Source organism: Actinoplanes philippinensis, from assembly GCF_900113015.1.
Taxonomy (GTDB): Bacteria; Actinomycetota; Actinomycetes; order Mycobacteriales; family Micromonosporaceae; genus Actinoplanes; species Actinoplanes philippinensis.
The window spans coordinates 534,221-554,949 of the sequence record NZ_FONV01000003.1 but is presented as its reverse complement, the minus strand read 5'-3'; the positions used below and the strand labels follow the sequence as shown (position 1 = coordinate 554,949).

The following is a 20,729-nucleotide window of genomic DNA, read 5'->3' as shown; positions in this document are numbered from 1 at the left end:
GTCGGCCGCTTCCGGAGGGGAGTCCGGCGAGACGGGGTGGACCTGCGGGGACGGAGAGGCGGACGAGGCCGGAGAGGCCGGCGGGACAGCGTGGCCGGCGGGTGCGGTGGAGCCGGTCGGACCCGGCTGCGGCGGGATCGGCGCGGTCGGGAAGTCAGCCGTCGGGATGGCGGCGGTGGTGGAGTCGGCCGCCGGGATGGCGGCGGTGGGGGCGTCGGAGGGGGTGGAGGAGTGGGGTGAGGTGGTCATTTGGTGCCTCCCTGAAGGGGTGCGGGCTCCGCGGCGGTCAGCCGGACCCAGACGATGAAGGTCACGGCCGTGGCGGCCACGATGCCGGCCGTGCCGGTGAGGAATGCGAAGCGCCCGGACACCAGGTCGGGCAGGGCGCGCTCGGAGAGGGCCACCGAGGCCATGCCGAACACGCCGGCCGCGGTGGCGAGGGCGCCGGCGGCCGCCAGGGCGACGATGACCAGGCGGTTCGGCAGGTGGATGCGGCGGGACGGGCCGGTGCGGCGCAGGCGTACCCCGAAGACGGCGAGGGCACCGCAGGCCAGCACGATCAGCAGGGCGGCGATGACGTCGCTGGGGCGGTGCCACTCGGCCCAGACGGTGGCCACCGCGACGATCGCCACGTAGCCGGCGCCGACCAGGCCGACCATGCCGCGCAGCGCCCGCGGGAAGACCAGCACCAGCACGAACGCGACCGACGCGGCGGCGGTGGCGTGGCCGCTGGGCCACGAGTTGGGGGCCGGGAAGTCGTCGAGCAGCGGCCGGTCCAGGTTCGCCTTCAGCTGCTGGGTGATCAGGTTGGCGGCGACCACCACGAACACCGACGCGAGCGCCAGGTCCAGGCGGCGGCGGATCACGCCGAACGCGGCGGCCAGGACGCAGACCAGCGCCAGCGAGGCGAGGCGGGTGGCGTCGAGGGTACGGGTGAGCACCTCGCTGACCTGCGGATGGTGGAAGTCGCCGCCCCGTAGCGCCGCGGTGTCGATGGCCTGGCCCAGCGGCGTGCCGACGAACAGCCGGTGCACGGCGTAGGCCCCGCCCGCGGCCAGGACCGCGACGAGCAGCGGGGTGACGGTGTGCCACGTGCTTCCCGGCGGGCGCGTGGTGGTTTCTTCTGCGGTGGTGACCGGGCGGGACGCGACGGCCGTCATCTCTGACCTCCTGGCGGGCTGGCGATGCGGACACGCCTTTCCCCGTACGCCCGATTTCCAAGCACGCCCGCAACGTGCGCGCACCCGATCGGGCCCGGTGGGCGCAACGCCCGCGGCGGACCTTCGTATCCGATGCCGACGGATATCTCCGGCGCTGCCGGAACGAAGGGGACGTCTTCATGAGGCACACGACCCGACGACTGCTCACCGGCACGCTGCTGGTGCTCGCCGCCGGGGCCGGGCTGGCCGGTTCACCCGCTGCCGCGCAGGCGGCCGGGACCTCCGCGACGATCGACGTCAACAGCGAGCTGAAGGTACGGTCCGCGCCGAGCTGGAGCGCGAGCGTGGTGGGCACGCTCGCGGACGGCCGGCGCGTCACCCTGGACTGTGCGGTGACCGGGCAGAAGGTGAGCGGGAAGGTCCGTACCACCGCCCAGTGGGACCGGCTGGCCGACGGCCGCTACATCTCGCACGCCTATGTCCGCACGTCGGGGACGATCCCGTCGTGTGCGGCGAAGGCGGGCTCCCGGGGGTACGTCGCCGGGAAGATCCGGACCCGGGACGGCGCGGTGAACGTGCGCAGCGGCCCGTCGACGCTCAACTCGGTGGTCCGTAAGGCCGCCGACGGCTCGGCCGTGCGGATCGTCTGCGCGGTGCCCGGCGCGAAGGTCTCCGGAACGGTCCGTACCACCACCCTCTGGGACCGGCTGACCGACGGGCAGTACGTGTCGCACGCCTACGTGGTCTCGCCGGCGGTGAAGGCCTGCCCGCCGGCGGCGCCCGCGCCCGTCGCGCCCGCGCTGACGCCGGAGCAGTTCATCGCGGCCGCCGTGCCGGGGGCGCAGCAGGGCTGGCGGGAGTACGGGGTGCCGGCCTCGGTCACCATCGCGCAGGCGATCCTGGAGTCGGGCTGGGGGCGCAGCGGACTGTCCGCGGTGGACCGCAACTACTTCGGCATCAAGTGCCAGAACGGCTACTTCGGCCCGCACGCGAACGGCTGCCACGTCTACGAGACGACCGAGTGCGACAAGGCCGGGAAGTGTTTCGCGACGTCGGACGCGTTCCGCACCTACGCCTCGATGGGCCGCTCGTTCCGCGACCACGGCCATTTCCTGCGCAACAACAAGCGGTACGCGCCGGCGTTCGCGTTCACCAAGGACGCGAACAAGTTCATCATGGCGGTGTGGAAGGCCGGATACGCGACCGACCCGGAGTACTACCCGAAGATCACCAAGATCATGACGAACTACGATTTGTACCGGTACGACACCTGGAAGTAGTCAGCGGCTTACGCTCCGTATGGTGGGGCGACGAACGGACGGAGCGCGGCGGGCCACCGGTCCGCTGCTCTCCGTCTCCGTGCTTCTGGTCGGACTGATCGCCACCGCGCTGACCGCCTCCGGCCTCTACTCGGCCCAGCAGGACACCGCCGCCCGGGAGATGAACAAGCGGCACGAGACCGCCCTCGCCGCGATCCGCACCGAGACGCAGCGCTACCGCCAGCTGATCGAGACCCTGGCCGCCGGGATCGTCAACGACCCGGAGCTGACCTGGGAGGACTTCGACACCGCGACCGGGCCGCTGGTCGACGCCGGACTACCCGGGGCGGCGCCGGTGGCGTTCGTCGTCGCGGTGCCCACCGACGGCCTGGCCGAGGCGCAGCGGCGGTGGCGGTCGCGGGGCGCGCTGGGCCTGACCTTTCGTCCCGACCCCGCCGTCGACGAGCACTACTTCGCCGTCTTCGTGCGCAAGCTCGACGAGAACGAGCACGGCATGCGGTCCGGCGCCGACGCGGGCGCGGTCGAGCCGCTGGCCACCACCCTGCGCACCGCCCGGGACCTGCACCGGCTGACCGTGTCGGAGGCGTACGTCCTGATGCGTGACCGGCAGAGACCGGTCGCGGAGCAGCAGCAGTCGTTCATCTTCGCCGCCCCGGTCTGGACCCGGGAGAACACTCCGCAGTTCCGCGGCTGGGTGGCGTCCGGCCTGCGCGGCGGCACCTTCCTCGACAAGATCCTCGGCCCGCTGGGGCCGATCTCCGGCGAGCTGATCTCGGTCGACGAGGACCAGACCCGGCACACCGTCGCCCGGTGGACCGGCGAGGGCGAGCCCGACCTGACCCGTACCGGCGCCGTCGAGGTCGGCCCCGGGCAGAACTGGATCCTGGAGACCCGCGGCGACTCCCGGCAACTGGCCGGCGCCGGTTGGTACCTGCCGGCCGTGGCGCTGGGTGGCGGCCTCGTGCTGACCGCCCTGCTGGCCTGGCTGGTGCACGTGCTGGCGACCGGCCGGGCCCGGGCCCGCGCGCAGGTCGACGCGGCCACCGCCGACCTGCGCGAGACCGAGGCGGCCAGCCGCCGCCAGGCCGAGCTGCTCGGCGCGATCATGATGACCATCAGCGACGGGGTCAGCGTGGTGGACTCGCGGGGCGCGGTGCTGCTGGAGAACCCGGCGGCACGGCGGCTGCTCGGGGTGGCCCAGCGGCCGGACGGCCCGGAGCAGTGGCAGGAGCACTACGGCGTCTACCGCCCGGACGGCCGGACCCCGTTCCCGCTGGAGGAGATGCCGCTGATCCGGGCGTTGCGGGGCGAGCCGACCGACGGCGTCGAGGTGGTCATCCGCAACCCGGCCCGGCCGGACGGGGTGCTGCTCAGCATCGACGGGCGGCCGCTGGACCCGAGCGCCGGCGAGCACGGGGCGGTCGCGGTCTGCCGGGACATCACCGAGCTGCGCCGCTACGAGTCCGACCTGGCGATCTTCGCGGGCGTGGTGGCCCACGACCTGAAATCGCCGCTCGCGCTGATCCGCGGGCACGCCGAACTGGTGGTCGAGGACGTCCCGGACGGGTGGCCGGAGTCCGCCGCGATCCGGGACGGGCTGCGCCGGATCGTGCACGCGGTCGATCGGATGGACGCCCTGATCGAGACGATGCTGGCCTACACCACCGCCCGCGACGCCCCGCTGCGGGCGGTCGCCGTCGACCCGGCCCCGATGATCCGCGAGGTGCTCGAGGAGCGGATCGCCGGGCTGGGCGCGGACCGGCCGGCGCCGCGGTGGTCGCTGGAGCCGATGCCCCCGGTGCAGGCCGATCCGGCGATGCTGCGGCACGTCCTGGACAACCTGATCGGCAACGCCATCAAGTACGTCCGTCCCGGCGGCACGCCCCGCGTCGACGTGACCGGCGGGCCGGCCGGGCCGGGCCGGGTGCGGATCGAGATCGCCGACGACGGCATCGGCATCCCGGACGCCGACAAACCGCACGTCTTCGAGACCTTCCACCGGACCGAGGCGGCCGCCGGCTACGCCGGGACCGGCCTCGGCCTCACCATCTGCCAGCGCATCGTCGAGCGCCACGGCGGAGAGATCGGCGTCATGGACAACCCCGGCGGGGGTACGCGCTTCTGGTTCACCCTCCCCGCCGCCGAGATCACGGAGGACAGAGACATGAACGGTGACGACACCAGCGGGCAGCAGGACGACGACGCCGTCCGCGAAGCCCTGGAACGCGCCCTGGCCGAGCGCGCCGCCCTGATGGAGGCGGCCCGCCTGCCCGGCCTCGCCGTGCCGCACGACCCGGCGCCGGCGGGGGAGAGCACACCCGGCCGGCTGCGGGCCCCCGTCCCGGAGCCGCAGCGGCAGGACTAGGGTCCGGCTAGCTGTCGGAGGGCACGCGCGGCGGCAGCAACTGGGTGACCAGCGCCAGCAGTTGCGCGGGGACGAACGGTTTGAGCAGCGTGGCCGAGGCCCCCGCGTCCTCGGCCAGGTTGTCGCCGGGCATCAGCGAGCCGCTGGCGACCACGATCGGGATGTGCCGCAGCGCGTCGTCGGCGCGGATCGCGCGGCACAGATCGAGGCCGGTCATGTTCGGCATGTCGACGTCGGTGACGACCAGGTCGGGCTGGTGCTCGCGGATCGCCGCCAGCGCGGTCCGCCCGTCGGCAGCGGCCACGACCCGGTGGCCGGCCCGTTCCAGGGAGCGTTTGAGCACGTACCGGATGTCGTCGTGGTCCTCCGCGACTACGATCACCGTCGGCCCCGTTCTGTCGTTTGCGTGTGCGGCGTCATCCGATATATCGAGAGACGGTGGCCCCGGGACACGGGGCGGTGTTAATCACCAGGCGTTTCCGGCCGCTTGCGCCTATCCTTGGCCCGCCATGTCGATAACGCCTGTCGCCACCCTGCGTGCCCAGATCTCCGAGCTGCTTCCCCGTGACCAGCGGCGGCTCCAGCGCCGCCTCGACGGGACCAGGCGCATCCGCGATGAGGAGGCCCGTGCGGCGGCGCTCGCCGAGATCGCCGCCGAGACCGAGCGTGCCCGTCTGCGGCTGGAGAGCCGCCTCGCGTCGGTGCCGCGTATCACGTACCCGGAGAGCCTGCCGGTCAGCGCCCGCAAGGACGACATCGCCGCCGCCATCCGGGACAACCAGGTCGTCGTGGTGGCCGGTGAGACCGGCTCCGGCAAGACCACCCAGATCCCGAAGATCTGCCTGGAGCTGGGCCGGGGCGTCCGCGGCCAGATCGGGCACACCCAGCCACGGCGCATCGCCGCGCGGACGGTCGCGGAGCGGATCGCCGAGGAGCTGGACCGGCCGCTCGGGTCGACCGTCGGCTACAAGGTGCGGTTCACCGACCAGGTGAGCGACGACACCATGGTCAAGGTGATGACCGACGGCATCCTGCTGGCCGAGATCCAGACCGACCGGATGCTGTACCGCTACGACACGCTGATCATCGACGAGGCCCACGAGCGCAGCCTCAACATCGACTTCATCCTCGGCTATCTCAAGGACCTGCTGCCGCGCCGGCCCGACCTCAAGCTGATCATCACGTCGGCGACCATCGAGACCGAGCGGTTCGCCCAGCACTTCGCCTCGGCCGAGGGCAGACCGGCCCCGGTGATCGAGGTGTCCGGGCGCACCTATCCGGTGGAGGTCCGGTACCGGCCGCTGATCACGGTCACCGAGGACGACACCGAGGAGCCGCGCGACGTGATCGACGGCATCGCGGACGCCGTCGACGAGCTGCCCCGCGACGGCGACATCCTGGTCTTCTTCTCCGGCGAGCGGGAGATCCGCGACACCGCCGACGCGCTCGCCAAGAAGAACCTCTACAACACCGACATCGTCCCGCTCTACGGCCGGCTCTCCGCCGCCGAGCAGCACCGGGTCTTCGAGCGGCACAGCGAGCGCCGGATCGTGCTGGCCACCAACGTCGCCGAGACGTCGCTGACGGTGCCCGGCATCAAATACGTGATCGACCCCGGCACCGCCCGGATCAGCCGCTACAGCCATCGGCTCAAGGTGCAGCGGCTGCCGATCGAGCCGGTCTCCCAGGCCAGCGCCAATCAGAGAAAGGGCCGATGCGGGCGTACGTCCGACGGCATCTGCATCCGGCTCTACTCCGAGGAGGACTTCGAGCAGCGGCCGGAGTTCACCGAGCCGGAGATCCTGCGTACCAACCTGGCCTCGGTCATTCTCCAGATGACCAATCTGGGCCTCGGTGATCTGCAGAAGTTCCCGTTCATCGACCCGCCGGACCGGCGCAACATCACCGACGGCATCAAGCTGCTGGAGGAGCTCGGCGCGCTGGAGGACCGCAAGCTCACCCCGATGGGTCGGCAGCTCGCCCAGCTCCCGGTCGACCCGCGGCTGGCCCGGATGGTGATCGAGGCGGACCGGCAGGAGGTGCTGGCCGAGGTGATGGTGATCGCCGGCGCCCTGTCGATCCAGGATCCGCGCGAGCGCCCGGCCGAGAAACAGCAGCAGGCCGACGAGAAACACGCCCGGTTCGTCGACAAGGAATCGGACTTCTTCAGCTATCTCAACCTGTGGCGCTACCTGCGGGAGAAACAGCGGGAGCTGTCCGGCAACCAGTTCCGCCGGCTGTGCCGCAACGAATTCCTGAACTATCTGCGGGTGCGGGAGTGGCAGGACATCTACTCGCAGCTGAAGCAGGTCGCCCGTACCCTCGATCTGTCCCTGAAGGAGGATTGGGAGGCCGGTGTCGCGCCGCAGCCGGTGCACACCGCCCTGCTCTCCGGGCTGCTCAGCCACATCGGCCTGAAGGACCAGGAGAAACGCGAGTACATCGGCGCGCGGGGCGCCAAGTTCGCCATCTTCCCCGGCTCGGCGCTGTTCAAGAAACAGCCCCGCTGGGTGATGTCCGCCGAACTCGTCGAGACCAGCCGGCTGTGGGGCCGGGTCAATGCGCGGATCGAGCCGGAATGGGCCGAGAAACTCGCGCCGCACCTGGTCAAGAGCAGCTACAGCGAACCGCACTGGGACCGCAAGATGGGCGCCGTGATGGCGTTCGAGAAGGTCACGCTCTACGGCCTGCCGATCGTGCCGCGGCGGCGCATCGGATTCGGCCGGGTCGACCCGGTGGCGTCCCGGGAGCTGTTCATCCGGCACGCGCTCGTCGAGGGCGACTGGGACACCCACCACAAGTTCTTCGCCGAGAACAAACGGCTCCTCGACCGCATCACCGAGATCGAGAACAGGGCCCGCCGCCGCGACATCGCCGTCGACGACGAGACCGTGTATGCGCTCTACGACGCCCGGATACCGGCGGACGTGGTGTCGGCGCGCCATTTCGACGGCTGGTGGAAGAAGGCGCGCCACGACGACCCGGACCTGCTCACCTTCACCCGTGACGACCTGGTCAACGCGGGCCGGGACACGGTCGATCCGCAGGCCTTCCCGGACGCGTGGATCAGCAACGGCGTCCGGATGCCGCTGTCGTACACGTTCGAGCCCAACACCCCGCACGACGGCGTCACCGCGACCGTCGCGCTCGAGCTGATCAACAAGATCGACGCCGACGACTTCGGCTGGTCGGTGCCCGGCTTCCGCAAGGAGGTCGTGATCGCGCTGATCCGGGCCCTGCCCAAACACCTGCGGACCAGCTTCGTGCCCGCGCCGGACTGGGCCGAGGCCGTCCTCGACCGGGTGCCGGCCCGGCGCGGGTCGCTGCCCGACGCCATCGGCAACGAGCTGCGGCGGCTCACCGGCACCGTGGTCCCGCGCGACGCGTGGCGGCCCGACCAGGTGCCCGACCACCTGCGGATGAACTTCCGGGTCGTCAACGAGGCCGGCGAGACCGTCGGCGAGGGCCGCGACCTCGACGTGCTGCGCCGGCAACTGGCGCCCAAGGTGCAGGCCACCATCTCCAAGGCGGCCGGCAACCTGGAACGACGTGGCATCACCGCCAACGACTTCGGGGCGCTGCCCCGGCGGGTCGCCCAGGTGCGTGGCGGCTACCAGGTCAACGTGTGGCCGGCCCTGGTCGACGAGGGCGACAGCGTGGCGATCCGGGTCTTCGAGGACGAGGCGTCGCAGCGGGTCGCGATGGCCGCCGGCACCCGGAGACTGCTGATGCTCACCCTGCCGCCGGCCGCCCGGTTCCTGCAGGGGCGGCTCGACAACCGGGCCAAGCTGGAGCTGTCGCGGGCCAACCCGTACCGGTCGATCGCCGATCTGCTCGACGACTGCGCGGGCGCCGCCGTGGACCGGCTCGTCGCCGAGGCCGGTGGACCGGTGTGGTCGTCGGTCGAGTTCGCGTCGCTGCGGGACACCGTGCGGCAGGACCTGGTCGACGCGGTCGCCAACGTGGTGACCCAGGTGCAGGCGGTGCTCTCCACGGCGTACGACGTCGAGCAGCGCCTCAAGTCGTTGCGGGACCCGGCGATGCTGCCCGCCCTCGCCGACATCCGGCAGCAGCTCAAGGGGCTGGTCCATCCCGGGTTCGTGACCGAGACCGGGTGGCGGCAGTTGCACCAGATGCCCCGCTACCTCAAGGGCATCGTGCACCGGCTGGACCGGCTCGGCGGCAGCCTCGGACGCGACCGTCAGCTCACCACGCAGATTCACGAGATCGAGGCGGAGTACCGCGAACTGAGGAACTCCGCACCCGCGAACGGTCCCGCCGAGGAGGGATTGCGGGAGATCCGCTGGATGATCGAGGAGCTGCGGATCAACTACTTCGCACAGGCTCTCGGGACCGCCTACACCGTCTCTGACAAGCGCATATTCAAGGCCATGGACGCTCTTCCGCTGTAGTCGGTTGCTACTCGGTGCACCCTCGGTGCCGTTCGGTCACGCCTCTGTCGTGGCCGTACGGCGCCCATTAGGTTTCTCGGCATGACGAACGAGAGCCTCACCTTCGCCGCCGCTGTCGCCACCGCCCGTCCGGCCGGCGCCTACCTCGACGAGATGATGGCCCGGGTCGGCGTCGACGGCCTCACCGCCGCGTTCGCCGAGCCCGCCCTGCTCGCCCGCCTCGACCAGCACGCCGCCGCGGTCCGGGACGCGCTCCGCGACGCCGGTCGTTCCCTCGACGCCGAGGGCCTCGCCGCCTACGCCCGGTCGCTCGCCGCCGGCGCCGTCCGGATCGGCCGTCCGCTGCCGGACCCCGGCTTCGCCCCGATGTCCGGCGCCGACTGGCTGGCCGCCGGTTTCCCGCTGCTGCGCCTGGCCGCGGTCTGCCTCATCGCGGAGTCCGAGGGACTTCTCTGACCCCGTTAGATCTACATTTTCGGGCGAATAGTGCACGAAACCGCCCAATAGTCCATCTTGTTTCCATGAAGATCCTCAGGCTCTCGGCCCTGACCGCACTGCTCGCACTGCCCCTGTTCAGCTCTCCCGCGCTGGCGGCCGGCGACCCTGCCGAAGACGACCCGGCCGGCCCGGCCATCGTCGCCCGCTACAACTTCGACGGCGGCGCCAACGCCGGCAAGATCTCCGACCTCTCCGGGCGCGGAGCCGCCCTCACCATTCGCGGCTCCGCCAACGGGCAGGTCGCCATCAACAGCGAAGGCACCAACCGGTTCGCCGCCTTCCCCGGCATCTGCGCCGCCGACGCGGCCACCTGCGGCAAGGCCCTGCTCGAGGCGCCCGACGACGCCGACCTCGACCCGGGCACCCGCAACTTCAAATGGGCGGCCAGCGTACGGCTGACCACCGGCCAGCTCAACGGCAACGCCAACGTCATGCAGAAGGGCGTCGCCGACGCCCAGAGCCAGTGGAAGATGCAGGTCACCGGCCGTAGCGGGCGCGCCCAGTGCGTGCTCGTCGCCCGTACCACCGGCCAGAAGTTCTCCGTCCTGTCCGCCGGTTCGGTCGCCGACGGCAACTGGCACCGCATCGTCTGCGAACGCGCCGGCGGCACCCTCGCCATCTCCGTCGACGGCACCGCCGGCGGCCGGACCGCAGTCCCGGAGACCGTCGCCGTCGACAACGCGATGCCGCTGCGCATCGGCGGTCCGAACTTCGCCAAGGACAGCGACATGTACCACGGCCAGATCGACGACATCTACGTCCAGTTGGGCTGACCGCCACGACGCCGATGCCCGGCACCGCATTCCCGCGGTGCCGGGCATCGTCGTCATCTGCGGCCGTGCGCCGCCACGGCCCCCTTCCTGGCGGGCCATGCGAGGTTGCTCTGTGTTTTCGCGGCCTAGCTGCGGCGGAACGCGTAGGAGCGGCCACCGGACGCGTTGCCGGCCCGGTCGGCGCGATCACGGCCCGAACGGTCGCGGGCGGCCTGGCGGACATCCCGCGCCCCGTGGTGGGCGGCGGCCGGACCGCCCGGCTGATCGTCCCCACCACCGGAACCGGTGACCGGACGCAACGCCGCGGCGATGTCCTGCTGCGCGATCTCGTCGAGGTTCAGGTGCACGGAAAACGGTTTGGCAGGCATAAGGCGACCTCCTTGAGGCTCCCGCACGGGAGCGGGAAGCGACCGGCCGTCAACGGCGCGGTCGGTGTTGATGCACACTTCAGCGACGGCGAACCCTTCGAGCCGCCCGGGTGGACGACATCCGCCGCGCCCGGCCACAGGCGGCAGGCGGGCGGCAGGTGAATCAGCCGTAGGTCCGGACACAGCTCCGGACGTGCCACAGCCGGAAGGGGAGAACGCACAACCATCCCACTCCGGCCGAATCGGCATGCGGAGAACAACGCGGCCCGGCCCGGCACGGGGTGCGGCGGGCGACAGGCGGCGGTCGGGAAGGCATCACAGCATGACGCTCACGGTAATCCGGCCCCCACACGGCCGCCACCCATTTATTCGTACGCTCGCCCCCGTCCCCAACCGCAGCCACCACCGCCCGAACTACAACGCGACGCCCGCCCGTCGTCCCGACCGAAGCGCGCCCCACGGGCGTAGCCCCACCCACCACTCGCCCCCGCCCCGCCTCGCCGCATCCGTCCCCGTTTCCCGGTCCACCGAACGTCTCCGGCGGATCCGCCACCCCACCGATCAGGCGCCCGATCTCCCGGCCCGGCGTCGGTGCTGTTGCAGCGCCGGTTTCATGCCGCGCTGGGGTCTGGCCGGGGTGGGCGGCCAGCGGCCAGCGCTGTTTCGGGTGATTTGGTGCCGCCCTGGGGCCTGGCCGGGGTGGGCCGTCGGCGCCAGCGCTGTTACGAGTGGAACCTGAGATTTTGGGCCGATTGGGGCGCATAAGCCCGGCGGGCGCGCTGGGGCCGGGACGACGGGCGGGCGTCGCGGCGTAGCCCGGGGAGGAGATGGGTGCGGTTGGGGAGGGGCGGAGCGTACCTCTGCCGGGTTCAGTTTCCGGGGAGGGAGCGCACTGCCGCGTTGAGCATCGCGGTGGCCGCGGGGAAGTCGACCAGTTGGTCGCGGATCAGGATGAGGCCCTGGCGCAGGGCCGTCGAGGGGACGCCTCGGGAGCTGAGGACCGTGGTGGTCCAGGTGACGAAGTCGAGGAAGATGTCGGGTTCGCCGACGTAGAGGGCGGCGGCCAGGAAGTCGGCGATGTGGCCCATGTCCTCGCTGGTGGACTCGGTCTGGGCCGCGTCGTAGTCGCCGGCGGGTGGGTAGACGGTGGCCAGGCGGGCCATGGCGGTCGCGATCAGCTGGGGGCGGCACCGGGCCAGGTGGGTGTACTCCTCGTCGCCGAGGAAGGCCTCGTCCTCGGGGAGGGGCAGGTCGGTGACGTTGCGGGGTGGCCAGTCGGTGGCGAGGCGGATCACGGCCTCCTCGCCGGTGGCGGCCCAGGCCTGGGCGCCGAGGCGTTCGGCGTAGCGGCCGCCGGGGCCGAACCCGGGGCCGCCGGCGATCACCGGGAGGCCGGCCGCGCGGCAGGCGGTGATCGCGGCGTGCGCCCGGGGGAGGCGGGTGGGGAGCATACAGCTCAGCGCCACCGCGTCGGGGCCGGTCTGGTGCAGGTGGACGATCAGGTGTCGGCCGGGGACGCTGGCGCCGAGGAAGTCGACCCGCCAGCCGTCGAGGCGCAGCAACTCGGCGAGCATGCGGGCGGGCAGGCCGTGCCATTCGCCGTCGACGCAGGCCAGGGCTATCCGGCCGCGGGTGGCGTGGACGGTGGTGCGGGCGGCGACGGCGGCCAGGGCGCGCTCGCCGACGGCGGTGGCGGCGTGCTCGCGGGCGACCGACCACCGGTTGGCGGCCCAGAGCTCGCCGACGCGCCGCTGGGCGCCGCCGATCAGGTCGACGATGATCCGCTGGGCGGGGACGCCGTCGGCGAGGAGGGCGCTGACCAGCTCGGTGGCGCCGATCTCGTCACCGTCGGCGACCAGATGGAGGTAGGCGTCGGCGATGCGCGGGGTGATCGGCGTGAGCGTCCCGGCGGCGGTGGTCATGACCGCCCTCCGGCGGTGGGAAGGCCGTGGGCGCGTGGGTGAACGGTGGTCATGGGCGCGTGGTCCGGGGGCGGCGGTCGCTGCGGCGGGCGGCGACGACATACGGCGACGGGGTGGGGGCGCCGCCGTCGCGCAGGCTCAGGGGGGTACGGGACGGGGCACGGACCGCCAGCATCGCGATGTCGTCGGAGCCGCCGCCGCGGACCCAGTCGGCGACCAGCTGGCGGAGCCGGTCGACGGTGGCGGCGCCGGGCATGCCGCGGCACTCGGCGAGCGCGTGGTGCAGCCGGTCCTCGCCGAACTGCTCGGTGCCGGACGGGCCGCCGCGCGCCTCGGTGAGGCCGTCGCTGTAGAGCAGGCAAAGCTCGCCGGGCGCGAGCTCGACGGTGGCCGGCCGCACCACCGTACGGGGCAGGACACCGATCAGGGTGCCGCTGGTCGGGACCTCCTCGACGGTGCCGTCGGCGCGCAGCACCAGCGGGGCGGGGTGGCCGCCGCTGGCCAGCTCGAGCCGGACCCGGCCGTGATCGGCACGCCGGACCGAGCCGACCACCATGGTCACGAACCGGGGCTGACGGGCGGACTGCAGCAACGCCTCGTTCAGCACGGTCAGCATGGCGGCCGGCTCGCTCTGCACCAGGCCCAGCGCCCGCAGCGTCTGGCGGACCTTGCCGGTGAGGACGGCCGCCTCGGGGCCGGTGCCGCAGACGTCGCCGAGGGCGATCATCGTGTCGCCGCCGGCGGTGGCCGGGCCGAACACGTCGTAGAAGTCGCCGCCGACGCGCATGGTGTCACCGGCGGCCTGGTAGGAGCCGGACAGCTCGAAGCCGTCGGGCTGCGGCAGCTCCGGCGGCAGCAGGTCGGCCTGCAGCACGGCGGCGGTGTCGACCTGCTCGCGGTAGAGCACGGCGGCCGCGATCGCCGCGCCGGCGCGGGCCGCGAACACCCGGGCCAGCGCCTCGTCCTCGCCGGTGAACGCGGCGCCCGCGCCGCAGCGGGCCAGGATCAGCGCCCCGGCCGGCTCGGCGTTGCCGGGCAGCGGCGTCACCAGCAGCGCGCCGACCGGCCCGAAGCCGGCCGGAACCAGCCAGGCGGGCGCCTGCGCCGGGTCGAGCCAGCGGCTCGGGATCGGCGGGAAGCCGCCGAGCGCCTCGACCAGGCCGGGCACCTCGCCGAGCTGCGGCTCGCGGAGAGTGCCCTCCTCGACCGGCAGGCCGGGCAGCAGCCTGGTCCAGTCGCTCTGGCGCCGGCTCGGCGGCAGCACCACGATCGCGGCGTCGGCCAGGTGGGCGGCGGCCAGCTCGACGGTGGTCCGGACGGTCCGGCGGACGTGCAGGGACGCGGACAGCCGGCGGCCCGCCTCGGCCAGGAACGCGGTCCGGGAACGCTCCACCTCCAGGGCGGCGGACTCGGTACGGTCCCGCAGGAACCACGCGTAGTGCTGGTCGTCGACGGAGCGGCGCATCCCATACAGCTGGCGGCCCTCGTGCTCGGCCTGGAACGAGTCGGCGCCGTCGGCGGGCAGCGGGGCGGCCACGCGGCGGCCGGGGCGCGCGCCGGTCAGCAGACGGCGGGCCGCCTGATTGGCCATCACCACCACGTCACCGGCCGTGGCGCACAGCACCATCGCCTCGGAGGCGGCCTCGAAGACGGCGGTGAGGAGCGCGGGCGCCGGAACGACCGCCGGTGTCGGTGCTGTCATCCGCGCCTCCCTCCCCACTTCGCCGGACCAACCGGAATCGACCCCAGCCTACGTGCCTTCGTTGTCAATCGGTCAGGTCGACCACGATCGGGGCGTGGTCGGAGGGCCCTTTGCCCTTGCGGGCCTCGCGGTCCACGTAGGCGTCGGACACCCGCCCGGTGACGTCGGCGCTGCCGTACACCAGATCGATCCGCATGCCCTTGTTCTGATGGAACATGCCGGCACGATAGTCCCAGTACGTGAACGGGTGGTCGCCCTTGAGCGGCCGGGCCGGGATGTCGGCCAGCCCGATGTCCCGGATCGCGGCGAGCGCGGCCCGTTCCGGCGGCGTCACGTGGGTGGACGCGGCGAAGAGAGTGACGTCCCACACGTCGGCGTCGGTGGGCGCGACGTTGTAGTCGCCGGCCACCACCAGCGGGCCGGCCTTCAGATCGGGGACCAGGGCGTCGCGGAGGGCGGCCAGCCACTGCAGCTTGTACGTGTAGTGCGGGTCGTCGGGGGTGCGCCCGTTCGGCACGTACACCGACATGAACCGGATCCCGCCGCACCGGGCGCTGATCGCCCGCGCCTCCGGGTCGGGGTATCCGGGCTCGCCGGCGAACCCGCGGCGCACGTCGTCGAGGCCGATCCGGGAGAGCAGGGCGACCCCGTTCCAGCGGCCCTGGCCGTACGCCGCCGTCGCATACCCCAGCTCGGCGACCTCCCGCTCCGGGAAGCCGTCCGCGGTGACCTTGGTCTCCTGCAGGCACACGACGTCGGGGGCGGTGCCGGCCAGCCAGTCGAGCAGCCGGGGCAGCCGGGCCTTGACCGAGTTGACGTTCCAGGTGGCGAAGCGCATACCCGCTTTCTTACCCGGTGAATTGCCGGAGTCGCCCGCGCGGGGCCGGGGTCGGTGAAAGGTTTGTCGGCGAGAGAGGGGGCGACGACATGCGCTTGGAGATCATGCCCGAGCTGCCGGCCGAGTTGTCGGACGAGTCCTGGGACTTCTACCAGGACTGCTTCAGCGATCTGCAGTATCTGGCGGTCAACCGGCACCTCATGTACCGCAGCGAGTTCGACGAGGTGATGGCCGACAAACGGATCGGCAAATACATGGCGCTGGACGACGAGGACGGCGCGGTGATCGGCATGGGCACGCTCACCAACGAGCTGGAGTCGATCCCGCTGATCTCGGCGGAGTATTTCAAATACCACTTCCCCGAGCTGTACGAGCAGCGCCGCCTGTTCTACTGCCTGTTCGCCGGCTCCGCGCTGGGACACCGCGGTCAGGGTGTCTTCGTCGCGTTGCAGCGGGCCATGTACGCGCCGATCGGCGAGGTGGACGGCAAGGTGTTCTTCGACATCTGCTCGTACAACGAGGAGCGCCACCAGCTGCCCCGGATGATCGCGGTGATCCTGAGCCGGGCCGCCGAGTACGGCCGGGCGCAGCCGACCCGCCTGGACGCCCAGTCGTTCTGGATGTACGAGTTCCCGAAGAGCGACGCCCCGTTCCGGCGGGAGGAGCGCCGTTCCGGATACAACCGGGGCCGGCCGGACGGCGGCCAGGATCGCCGGGTGGCCCGGGTCTGACCGGGGATCAGCCGGGCCGGCGGTGCCGGCCCGACGGGTCCGACAGGATCGCCGGCAGGTGCGGCGACCGGACGATCGCGTCCCGCCAGCGCTGGGCGAACTCGGGCGCCGGCACCGCCGCGCCCCACAGCCAGCCCTGCCCGTTGACCACCCCGACCGACCACAGCGCCTCCCGCTGCAGCGGCGTCTCCACGCCCTCGGCGATCACCGAGAGGCCGAGGGCGTGGCTCATCGCCACCACCGCCCGGACGATCTCGTCGTCCTCGTGGTTGACGCCGAGCCCGGTCACGAACGACCTGTCGATCTTGACGCCGGTGACCGGGAAACGGCGCAGGTAGCCGAGCGCCGAGAAACCGGTGCCGAAGTCGTCGACCAGCAGCTTCACGCCGAGTTCGCGCAGCTCGAAGAGGACCCGGGAGGTGACGCTGGACCCGTCGACCATCACCGACTCGGTCATCTCCAGGGCCACACACTGCGCGGGTACGCCGTACCGCAGCATCTCTCCGGAGACGATCAGCGGCAGCTCCGGGTCGGACAGCTGGCGCGGCGACACGTTGATCGACAGGTAGAAGTCGTCGGTGACGCTGCCCTCCGAGCGCCACACGCCCAGCTGGCGCAGCGCCTCCTTGCGCACCCACGTGCCGATCGCGTTGATCAGCCCGGCGTCCTCGGCGATCGGGATGAACGTCATCGGCGGGATCGGGCCGCGGGTCGGGTGCACCCACCGGACCAGCGCCTCGGCGCCGACCGGGATGCCGGTGTCGAGGCGGACCAGCGGCTGGTACGCGACGTACAGCTGCTCGTCGGCGAGGGCCTGCCGCAGCGCCACCTCCAGCTCGATCCGCTCCCGGACCTGGGCGTGCATGCTGGTGTCGAAGATGGTGGACCGGCCGGGCCCCTCGCCCTTGGCCCGGTACATGGCGGTGTCGGCGTCGCGCATCAGCGCCTCGGCGGTGACCGCGGCGTTGACCGGGTCGGCGGCGGCGTGCGAGATGCCGATCGACGCGCTGATCACCACGTCGTGGTCGCGGACCGGGAAGGGCCGGGCGAAACAGCCGCGGATGTCGTCGACCAGCCGCAGCGCGCCGCCCTTCTCGCCGATGAAACCGAGCAGGAACTCGTCGCCGCCGACCCGGGCGACCGGGATCTCGATCGGAACCGCCGCGCGCAGCCGCCGCCCGACCTCGATGACCAGCTGGTCGCCGGTGTCGTGGCCCCACGAGTCGTTGACCCACTTGAAGCCGTCCAGGTCGAGCATGTAGACCCAGATCCGGTCGTGGCCCTCCGGGTCGGCCACGGTGACCAGCCGGGCCACCTCCGACGACATGGACTGCCGGTTCGGCAGCCCGGTCAGCGGGTCGTGGGTGGCCTGGTGCTCGGAGCGCAGCTGGGCGGCGACCTGGGCGCGGACCGCGGAGACGGCCCGGATCAGCAGCATCGCGACCGACAGGACGCCGGCCAGCGCGATCAGGACCCGGCCGGTGATCGTCTCCGCGACCGGGGTCGGCAGCAGGGCGAACGGCACGGCCAGCGCGGGCAGCAGCAGCGACAGGCGCTGCCACGACCAGGCCTGGGCGGGCAGTTTCGCGGCCCGGCCCATGTCCACCACGGAGGGGTGCAGCGCGGCCACCCCGAGTGCCGTGTACGCGAGCAGGAACGGCACGTTGAGCAGCGGCGACGCGTAGACGTTGCCGTGCACGCCCTCGATCGCGTAGGCCAGGTCGCCGGCGATCATGCCGGCCATCATGGTGATCAGCGCGATCAGGCTGACCGGCCAGTGCTTCGCGGTGAAGGTGAGGTTCACCATCAGCAGCACGACCATCACGTCGGCCAGCGGGTACATGCCCTGGATCGCGGAGAGCAGCGCGTCGCGGCCGGGGACCTCGGCGGCGGGCAGGGCCAGCAGCAGCGCGCTGGCGACGCCGGCCGACAGGCAGACGGTCAGCCCGTCCAGCAGCGCGTGCCGGTCCAGGCCGCCCCGGCGCTTGAGCAGGATCAGCACGAACACGGCCAGCAGGACGTAACCGCTGAACGTGGCGATGTCGGCCAGCAGCGGCCACGGCATGGCCATCTCGGTGACCGTGGGGCGGATCAGCACGCCGATCATGAAGACGATGGCGGCGGCGGCCATCGCCCGCCAGGCCGACGGCGGCTCGGCGTCCCAGCGCAGCGGCCCGATCACGCAGGCGGCCATCACCGTGACGGCGAGCAGGGCGAACGCGGTGTCACCGAGGGACGTGGAGGGGAAGAGCACGTACAGGGTGGTGGCGATGATCCCGACCGCGGCCATGATCTGCCAGAGCCGGCGGGCGATTCCCGGCGGGAGTACCGATCGCACCGGGCATTCCTCCCGTACAGCCCGAAGACCTATGTATGCGTCAACGGTAGCAATACGGGCACGTCGTCACCGGGCTTCACGAAAGCTGCCGGGCGGCGCGCGCCGTGCACGAAGACCGCCGGGCCGACCGCCCGTCGCAGCACCTCCCCGGCCACCGTGCCGAGCCGCCCGGACACGTGCTCACCCCGTGGCCCGAGCACCAGCAGACCGGCTTTGCGCGACACCCGGGCCAGGGCGGCCCCCGGGTGCCCGATCAGGATCCGGCGGCGTACGGCCGTCGCGTCCGCCACCCGGGCCAGCACCTCGTCGAGCACCCGCTCGCCCTCGGCCTCCCGCTCCGGCTCGGTCACGTGCACCGCGTACACGGACCCGCCCCGCCGGCCGGCCGCCTCCATCGCGAACCGCAGCGCAAGCGTCGCGTACGGCGAGCCGTCCACGGCGGCCACCACCGGCCCGGACGGCGTCCGCTGGGCACGGGTCACCGCCACCGGGCACCAGGCCCGCGCCACCACCTCGACCAGCGGCCCGCCGATCACCACCAGCACCGCGCCCCGGCTGGTCCGCAGCAGGACCCGTCCGGGCGGGCCATCCACCAGTTGCGGCCGCGCGTCGACCCCGGGTGTGGAACGCTTGGCGATGGAGACCGCCTCCTCGACCAGGTGCGAGGCGGCCCGCCGGGCCTGGCCCCACCCCGCGTCGCCGGGCCCGGTGAAAGCGTGCACGACCTGCAACACCCGTCCACGGGAGCACGCCTCCCGTGCGGCGAGGCGGACCGCGGCCGCGTCGGTCGCCGGGTCGCCGACCCCCACGACGACGGGTCCCTGATCCGGGATCTGCATGGGCCCTCCCGTAACGAAGTCGCAATATACCGACCATTGTCTATGGCGCAACGACCCATACGTACTGGTGACCAATGCCTCAACAGGTGGCCACCTGATGACCCATTCAGGTTGAGGGTTTACGGTGAACGGCAAAATCCTTGGGACATCTGCCGGTGAAGTGAGGGAAATACATGACGGATGTCAAGCTCGACCACCCTGGTGGTCAGTTGTCGATGGCGGTCCGGAAGGCCGTCGACGGGCCGGGCGGCATCGACGTCAGTGCTCTGCTGAAGGAGACCGGTTTCGTCACCCTGGACCAGGGTTTCGTGAACACCGCGTCGACCACCTCGGCGATCACTTACATCGACGGTGACCAGGGCATTCTGCGCTACCGGGGTTACCCGATCGAGCAGCTTGCCGAGAAGAGCACGTTCCTCGAGGTCTCCTACCTCCTGATGAACGGCGAGCTGCCGACCGCCGCGCAGCTGCAGGACTTCGCGGACAAGATCCGTGTGCACACCCTCCTGCAGGAGGAGATGCGCACGTTCTTCTCCAGCTTCCCGCGTAACGCGCACCCGATGTCGGTGCTCTCGTCCGCGGTCACCGCGCTGTCCACCTTCTACCAGGACGCGCTCGACCCGCTCGATTCCGAGCAGGTGGACATCTCCGCGATCCGCCTGATGGCGAAACTTCCGACGATCGCGGCGTACACCTACAAGAAGTCCATCGGCCACCCGCTGCCGTACCCGGACAACTCGCTCGACTACGTCGAGAACTTCCTGCGCCTGACCTTCGGGCTGCCGACCGTCCAGTACCACGTCGACCCGAAGGTCGCCAAGATCCTGGACATGCTGTTCATCCTGCACGCCGACCACGAGCAGAACTGCTCGACCTCGTCGGTGCGCCTGGTCGGCTCCTCGCAGGCCAACCTGTTCGCCTCCATCTCGGCCGGCATCGGCGCGCTCTCCGGCCCGCTGCACGGCGGCGCCAACGCGGCGGTCCTCGAGATGCTCGAGCAGATCCGCAAGGACGGCGGAGACGTCAACTCGTTCGTCACTCGCGTGAAGAACAAGGAAAAGGGCGTCAAGCTCATGGGCTTCGGCCACCGGGTCTACAAGAACTACGACCCGCGTGCCGCCATCGTGAAGAAGGCGGCCCAGGAGATGCTGTCGACTCTCGACAAGCCCGACCCGTTGCTGGAGATCGCATTCAAGCTCGAGGAGATCGCGCTCTCCGACGAGTACTTCATCTCCCGCAAGCTGTATCCGAACGTCGATTTCTACACCGGCCTCATCTACAAGGCCATGGGATTCCCGACCGACATGTTCACGGTCCTGTTCGCCATCGGCCGGCTCCCCGGCTGGATCGCTCAGTACCGCGAGATGATGGTCGACCCGGCCAACAAGATCGGCCGTCCGCGGCAGATCTACACCGGCTCCCCGGTGCGCGACTTCGTCCCGGTCGAGCAGCGCTGATCCGTACCCTCGCCGAACGCCCCGCCGGTCACACCGGTGGGGCGTT

The 20,729-nt window shown here is 71.8% G+C and carries 15 protein-coding genes; 7 read left to right on the top strand and 8 right to left on the bottom strand.

The window, feature by feature from the left end; genetic code table 11:
* Positions 1–245: 245 nt before the first annotated feature.
* Positions 246–1,160 (bottom strand): phosphatase PAP2 family protein, encoded by a 915-nt coding sequence (locus BM290_RS09385; RefSeq protein ID WP_093612078.1) that lies wholly within the window; start codon positions 1,158–1,160, stop codon positions 246–248.
* Positions 1,161–1,339: 179 nt separating this feature from the next.
* On the opposite strand from BM290_RS09385, the gene gsmA reads away from it, so the two are divergent.
* Together gsmA and BM290_RS09375 are read left to right on the top strand one after the other, a co-directional pair.
* A complete protein-coding gene (gene gsmA / locus BM290_RS09380) occupies positions 1,340–2,440 on the top strand; it encodes a sporangiospore maturation cell wall hydrolase GsmA (RefSeq protein WP_093612076.1) in 1,101 nt (366 codons plus the stop codon).
* Positions 2,441–2,462: 22 nt separating this feature from the next.
* Positions 2,463–4,805 carry an ATP-binding protein gene (locus BM290_RS09375; RefSeq protein WP_239143214.1) on the top strand — a complete coding sequence of 781 codons (2,343 nt, stop codon included), beginning with the start codon at positions 2,463–2,465 and terminating at the stop codon, positions 4,803–4,805.
* A gap of 7 nt (positions 4,806–4,812) precedes the next feature.
* Here BM290_RS09375 and BM290_RS09370 read toward each other — a convergent pair whose 3' ends face one another.
* On the bottom strand, positions 4,813–5,187 hold the full coding sequence (locus BM290_RS09370) for a response regulator (RefSeq protein ID WP_093612074.1): 375 nt from the start codon (positions 5,185–5,187) through the stop codon (positions 4,813–4,815).
* 127 nt (positions 5,188–5,314) lie between these two features.
* Between BM290_RS09370 and hrpA the strand changes: the two genes are divergently transcribed.
* From hrpA to BM290_RS09355, 3 genes are all read left to right on the top strand, one after another.
* Positions 5,315–9,217 (top strand): ATP-dependent RNA helicase HrpA, encoded by a 3,903-nt coding sequence (gene hrpA, locus BM290_RS09365; RefSeq protein WP_093612072.1) that lies wholly within the window; start codon positions 5,315–5,317, stop codon positions 9,215–9,217.
* Positions 9,218–9,298: 81 nt separating this feature from the next.
* A complete protein-coding gene (locus tag BM290_RS09360; RefSeq protein WP_093612070.1) occupies positions 9,299–9,673 on the top strand; it encodes a DUF6401 family natural product biosynthesis protein in 375 nt (124 codons plus the stop codon).
* Between the two features lie 65 nt (positions 9,674–9,738).
* Positions 9,739–10,488 (top strand): LamG-like jellyroll fold domain-containing protein, encoded by a 750-nt coding sequence (locus tag BM290_RS09355; RefSeq protein ID WP_093612068.1) that lies wholly within the window; start codon positions 9,739–9,741, stop codon positions 10,486–10,488.
* 125 nt (positions 10,489–10,613) lie between these two features.
* Here the strand turns inward: BM290_RS09355 and BM290_RS09350 are convergent, their stop codons facing one another.
* The 4 genes from BM290_RS09350 to BM290_RS09335 all read right to left on the bottom strand — a co-directional run bounded on the left by BM290_RS09350 (position 10,614) and on the right by BM290_RS09335 (position 15,318).
* Positions 10,614–10,856, bottom strand: a complete 243-nt coding sequence (locus BM290_RS09350) for a hypothetical protein (protein WP_093612066.1) — start codon at positions 10,854–10,856, stop codon at positions 10,614–10,616.
* Positions 10,857–11,725: 869 nt separating this feature from the next.
* On the bottom strand, positions 11,726–12,778 hold the full coding sequence (locus BM290_RS09345) for a cobalamin B12-binding domain-containing protein (RefSeq protein WP_093612064.1): 1,053 nt from the start codon (positions 12,776–12,778) through the stop codon (positions 11,726–11,728).
* Positions 12,779–12,827: 49 nt separating this feature from the next.
* Positions 12,828–14,480, bottom strand: a complete 1,653-nt coding sequence (locus BM290_RS09340; RefSeq protein ID WP_093612062.1) for a SpoIIE family protein phosphatase — start codon at positions 14,478–14,480, stop codon at positions 12,828–12,830.
* Positions 14,481–14,544: 64 nt separating this feature from the next.
* On the bottom strand, positions 14,545–15,318 hold the full coding sequence (locus tag BM290_RS09335; protein ID WP_093612060.1) for an exodeoxyribonuclease III: 774 nt from the start codon (positions 15,316–15,318) through the stop codon (positions 14,545–14,547).
* Positions 15,319–15,407: 89 nt separating this feature from the next.
* Here BM290_RS09335 and BM290_RS09330 point away from each other — a divergent pair, with 89 nt between their 5' ends.
* Positions 15,408–16,049, top strand: coding sequence for a hypothetical protein (locus tag BM290_RS09330; protein WP_093612058.1), 642 nt, complete (start codon positions 15,408–15,410; stop codon positions 16,047–16,049).
* A 7-nt stretch (positions 16,050–16,056) separates the two neighbouring features.
* Here BM290_RS09330 and BM290_RS09325 read toward each other — a convergent pair whose 3' ends face one another.
* Together BM290_RS09325 and BM290_RS09320 are read right to left on the bottom strand one after the other, a co-directional pair.
* Entirely contained in the window at positions 16,057–18,387 is a 2,331-nt protein-coding gene (locus tag BM290_RS09325) for a putative bifunctional diguanylate cyclase/phosphodiesterase (RefSeq protein WP_093612056.1), read from the bottom strand.
* Between the two features lie 29 nt (positions 18,388–18,416).
* On the bottom strand, positions 18,417–19,226 hold the full coding sequence (locus BM290_RS09320) for a universal stress protein (RefSeq protein ID WP_093612054.1): 810 nt from the start codon (positions 19,224–19,226) through the stop codon (positions 18,417–18,419).
* Between the two features lie 173 nt (positions 19,227–19,399).
* Here BM290_RS09320 and BM290_RS09315 point away from each other — a divergent pair, with 173 nt between their 5' ends.
* Positions 19,400–20,683 (top strand): citrate synthase, encoded by a 1,284-nt coding sequence (locus BM290_RS09315; RefSeq protein ID WP_093612052.1) that lies wholly within the window; start codon positions 19,400–19,402, stop codon positions 20,681–20,683.
* Positions 20,684–20,729: the final 46 nt, after the last annotated feature.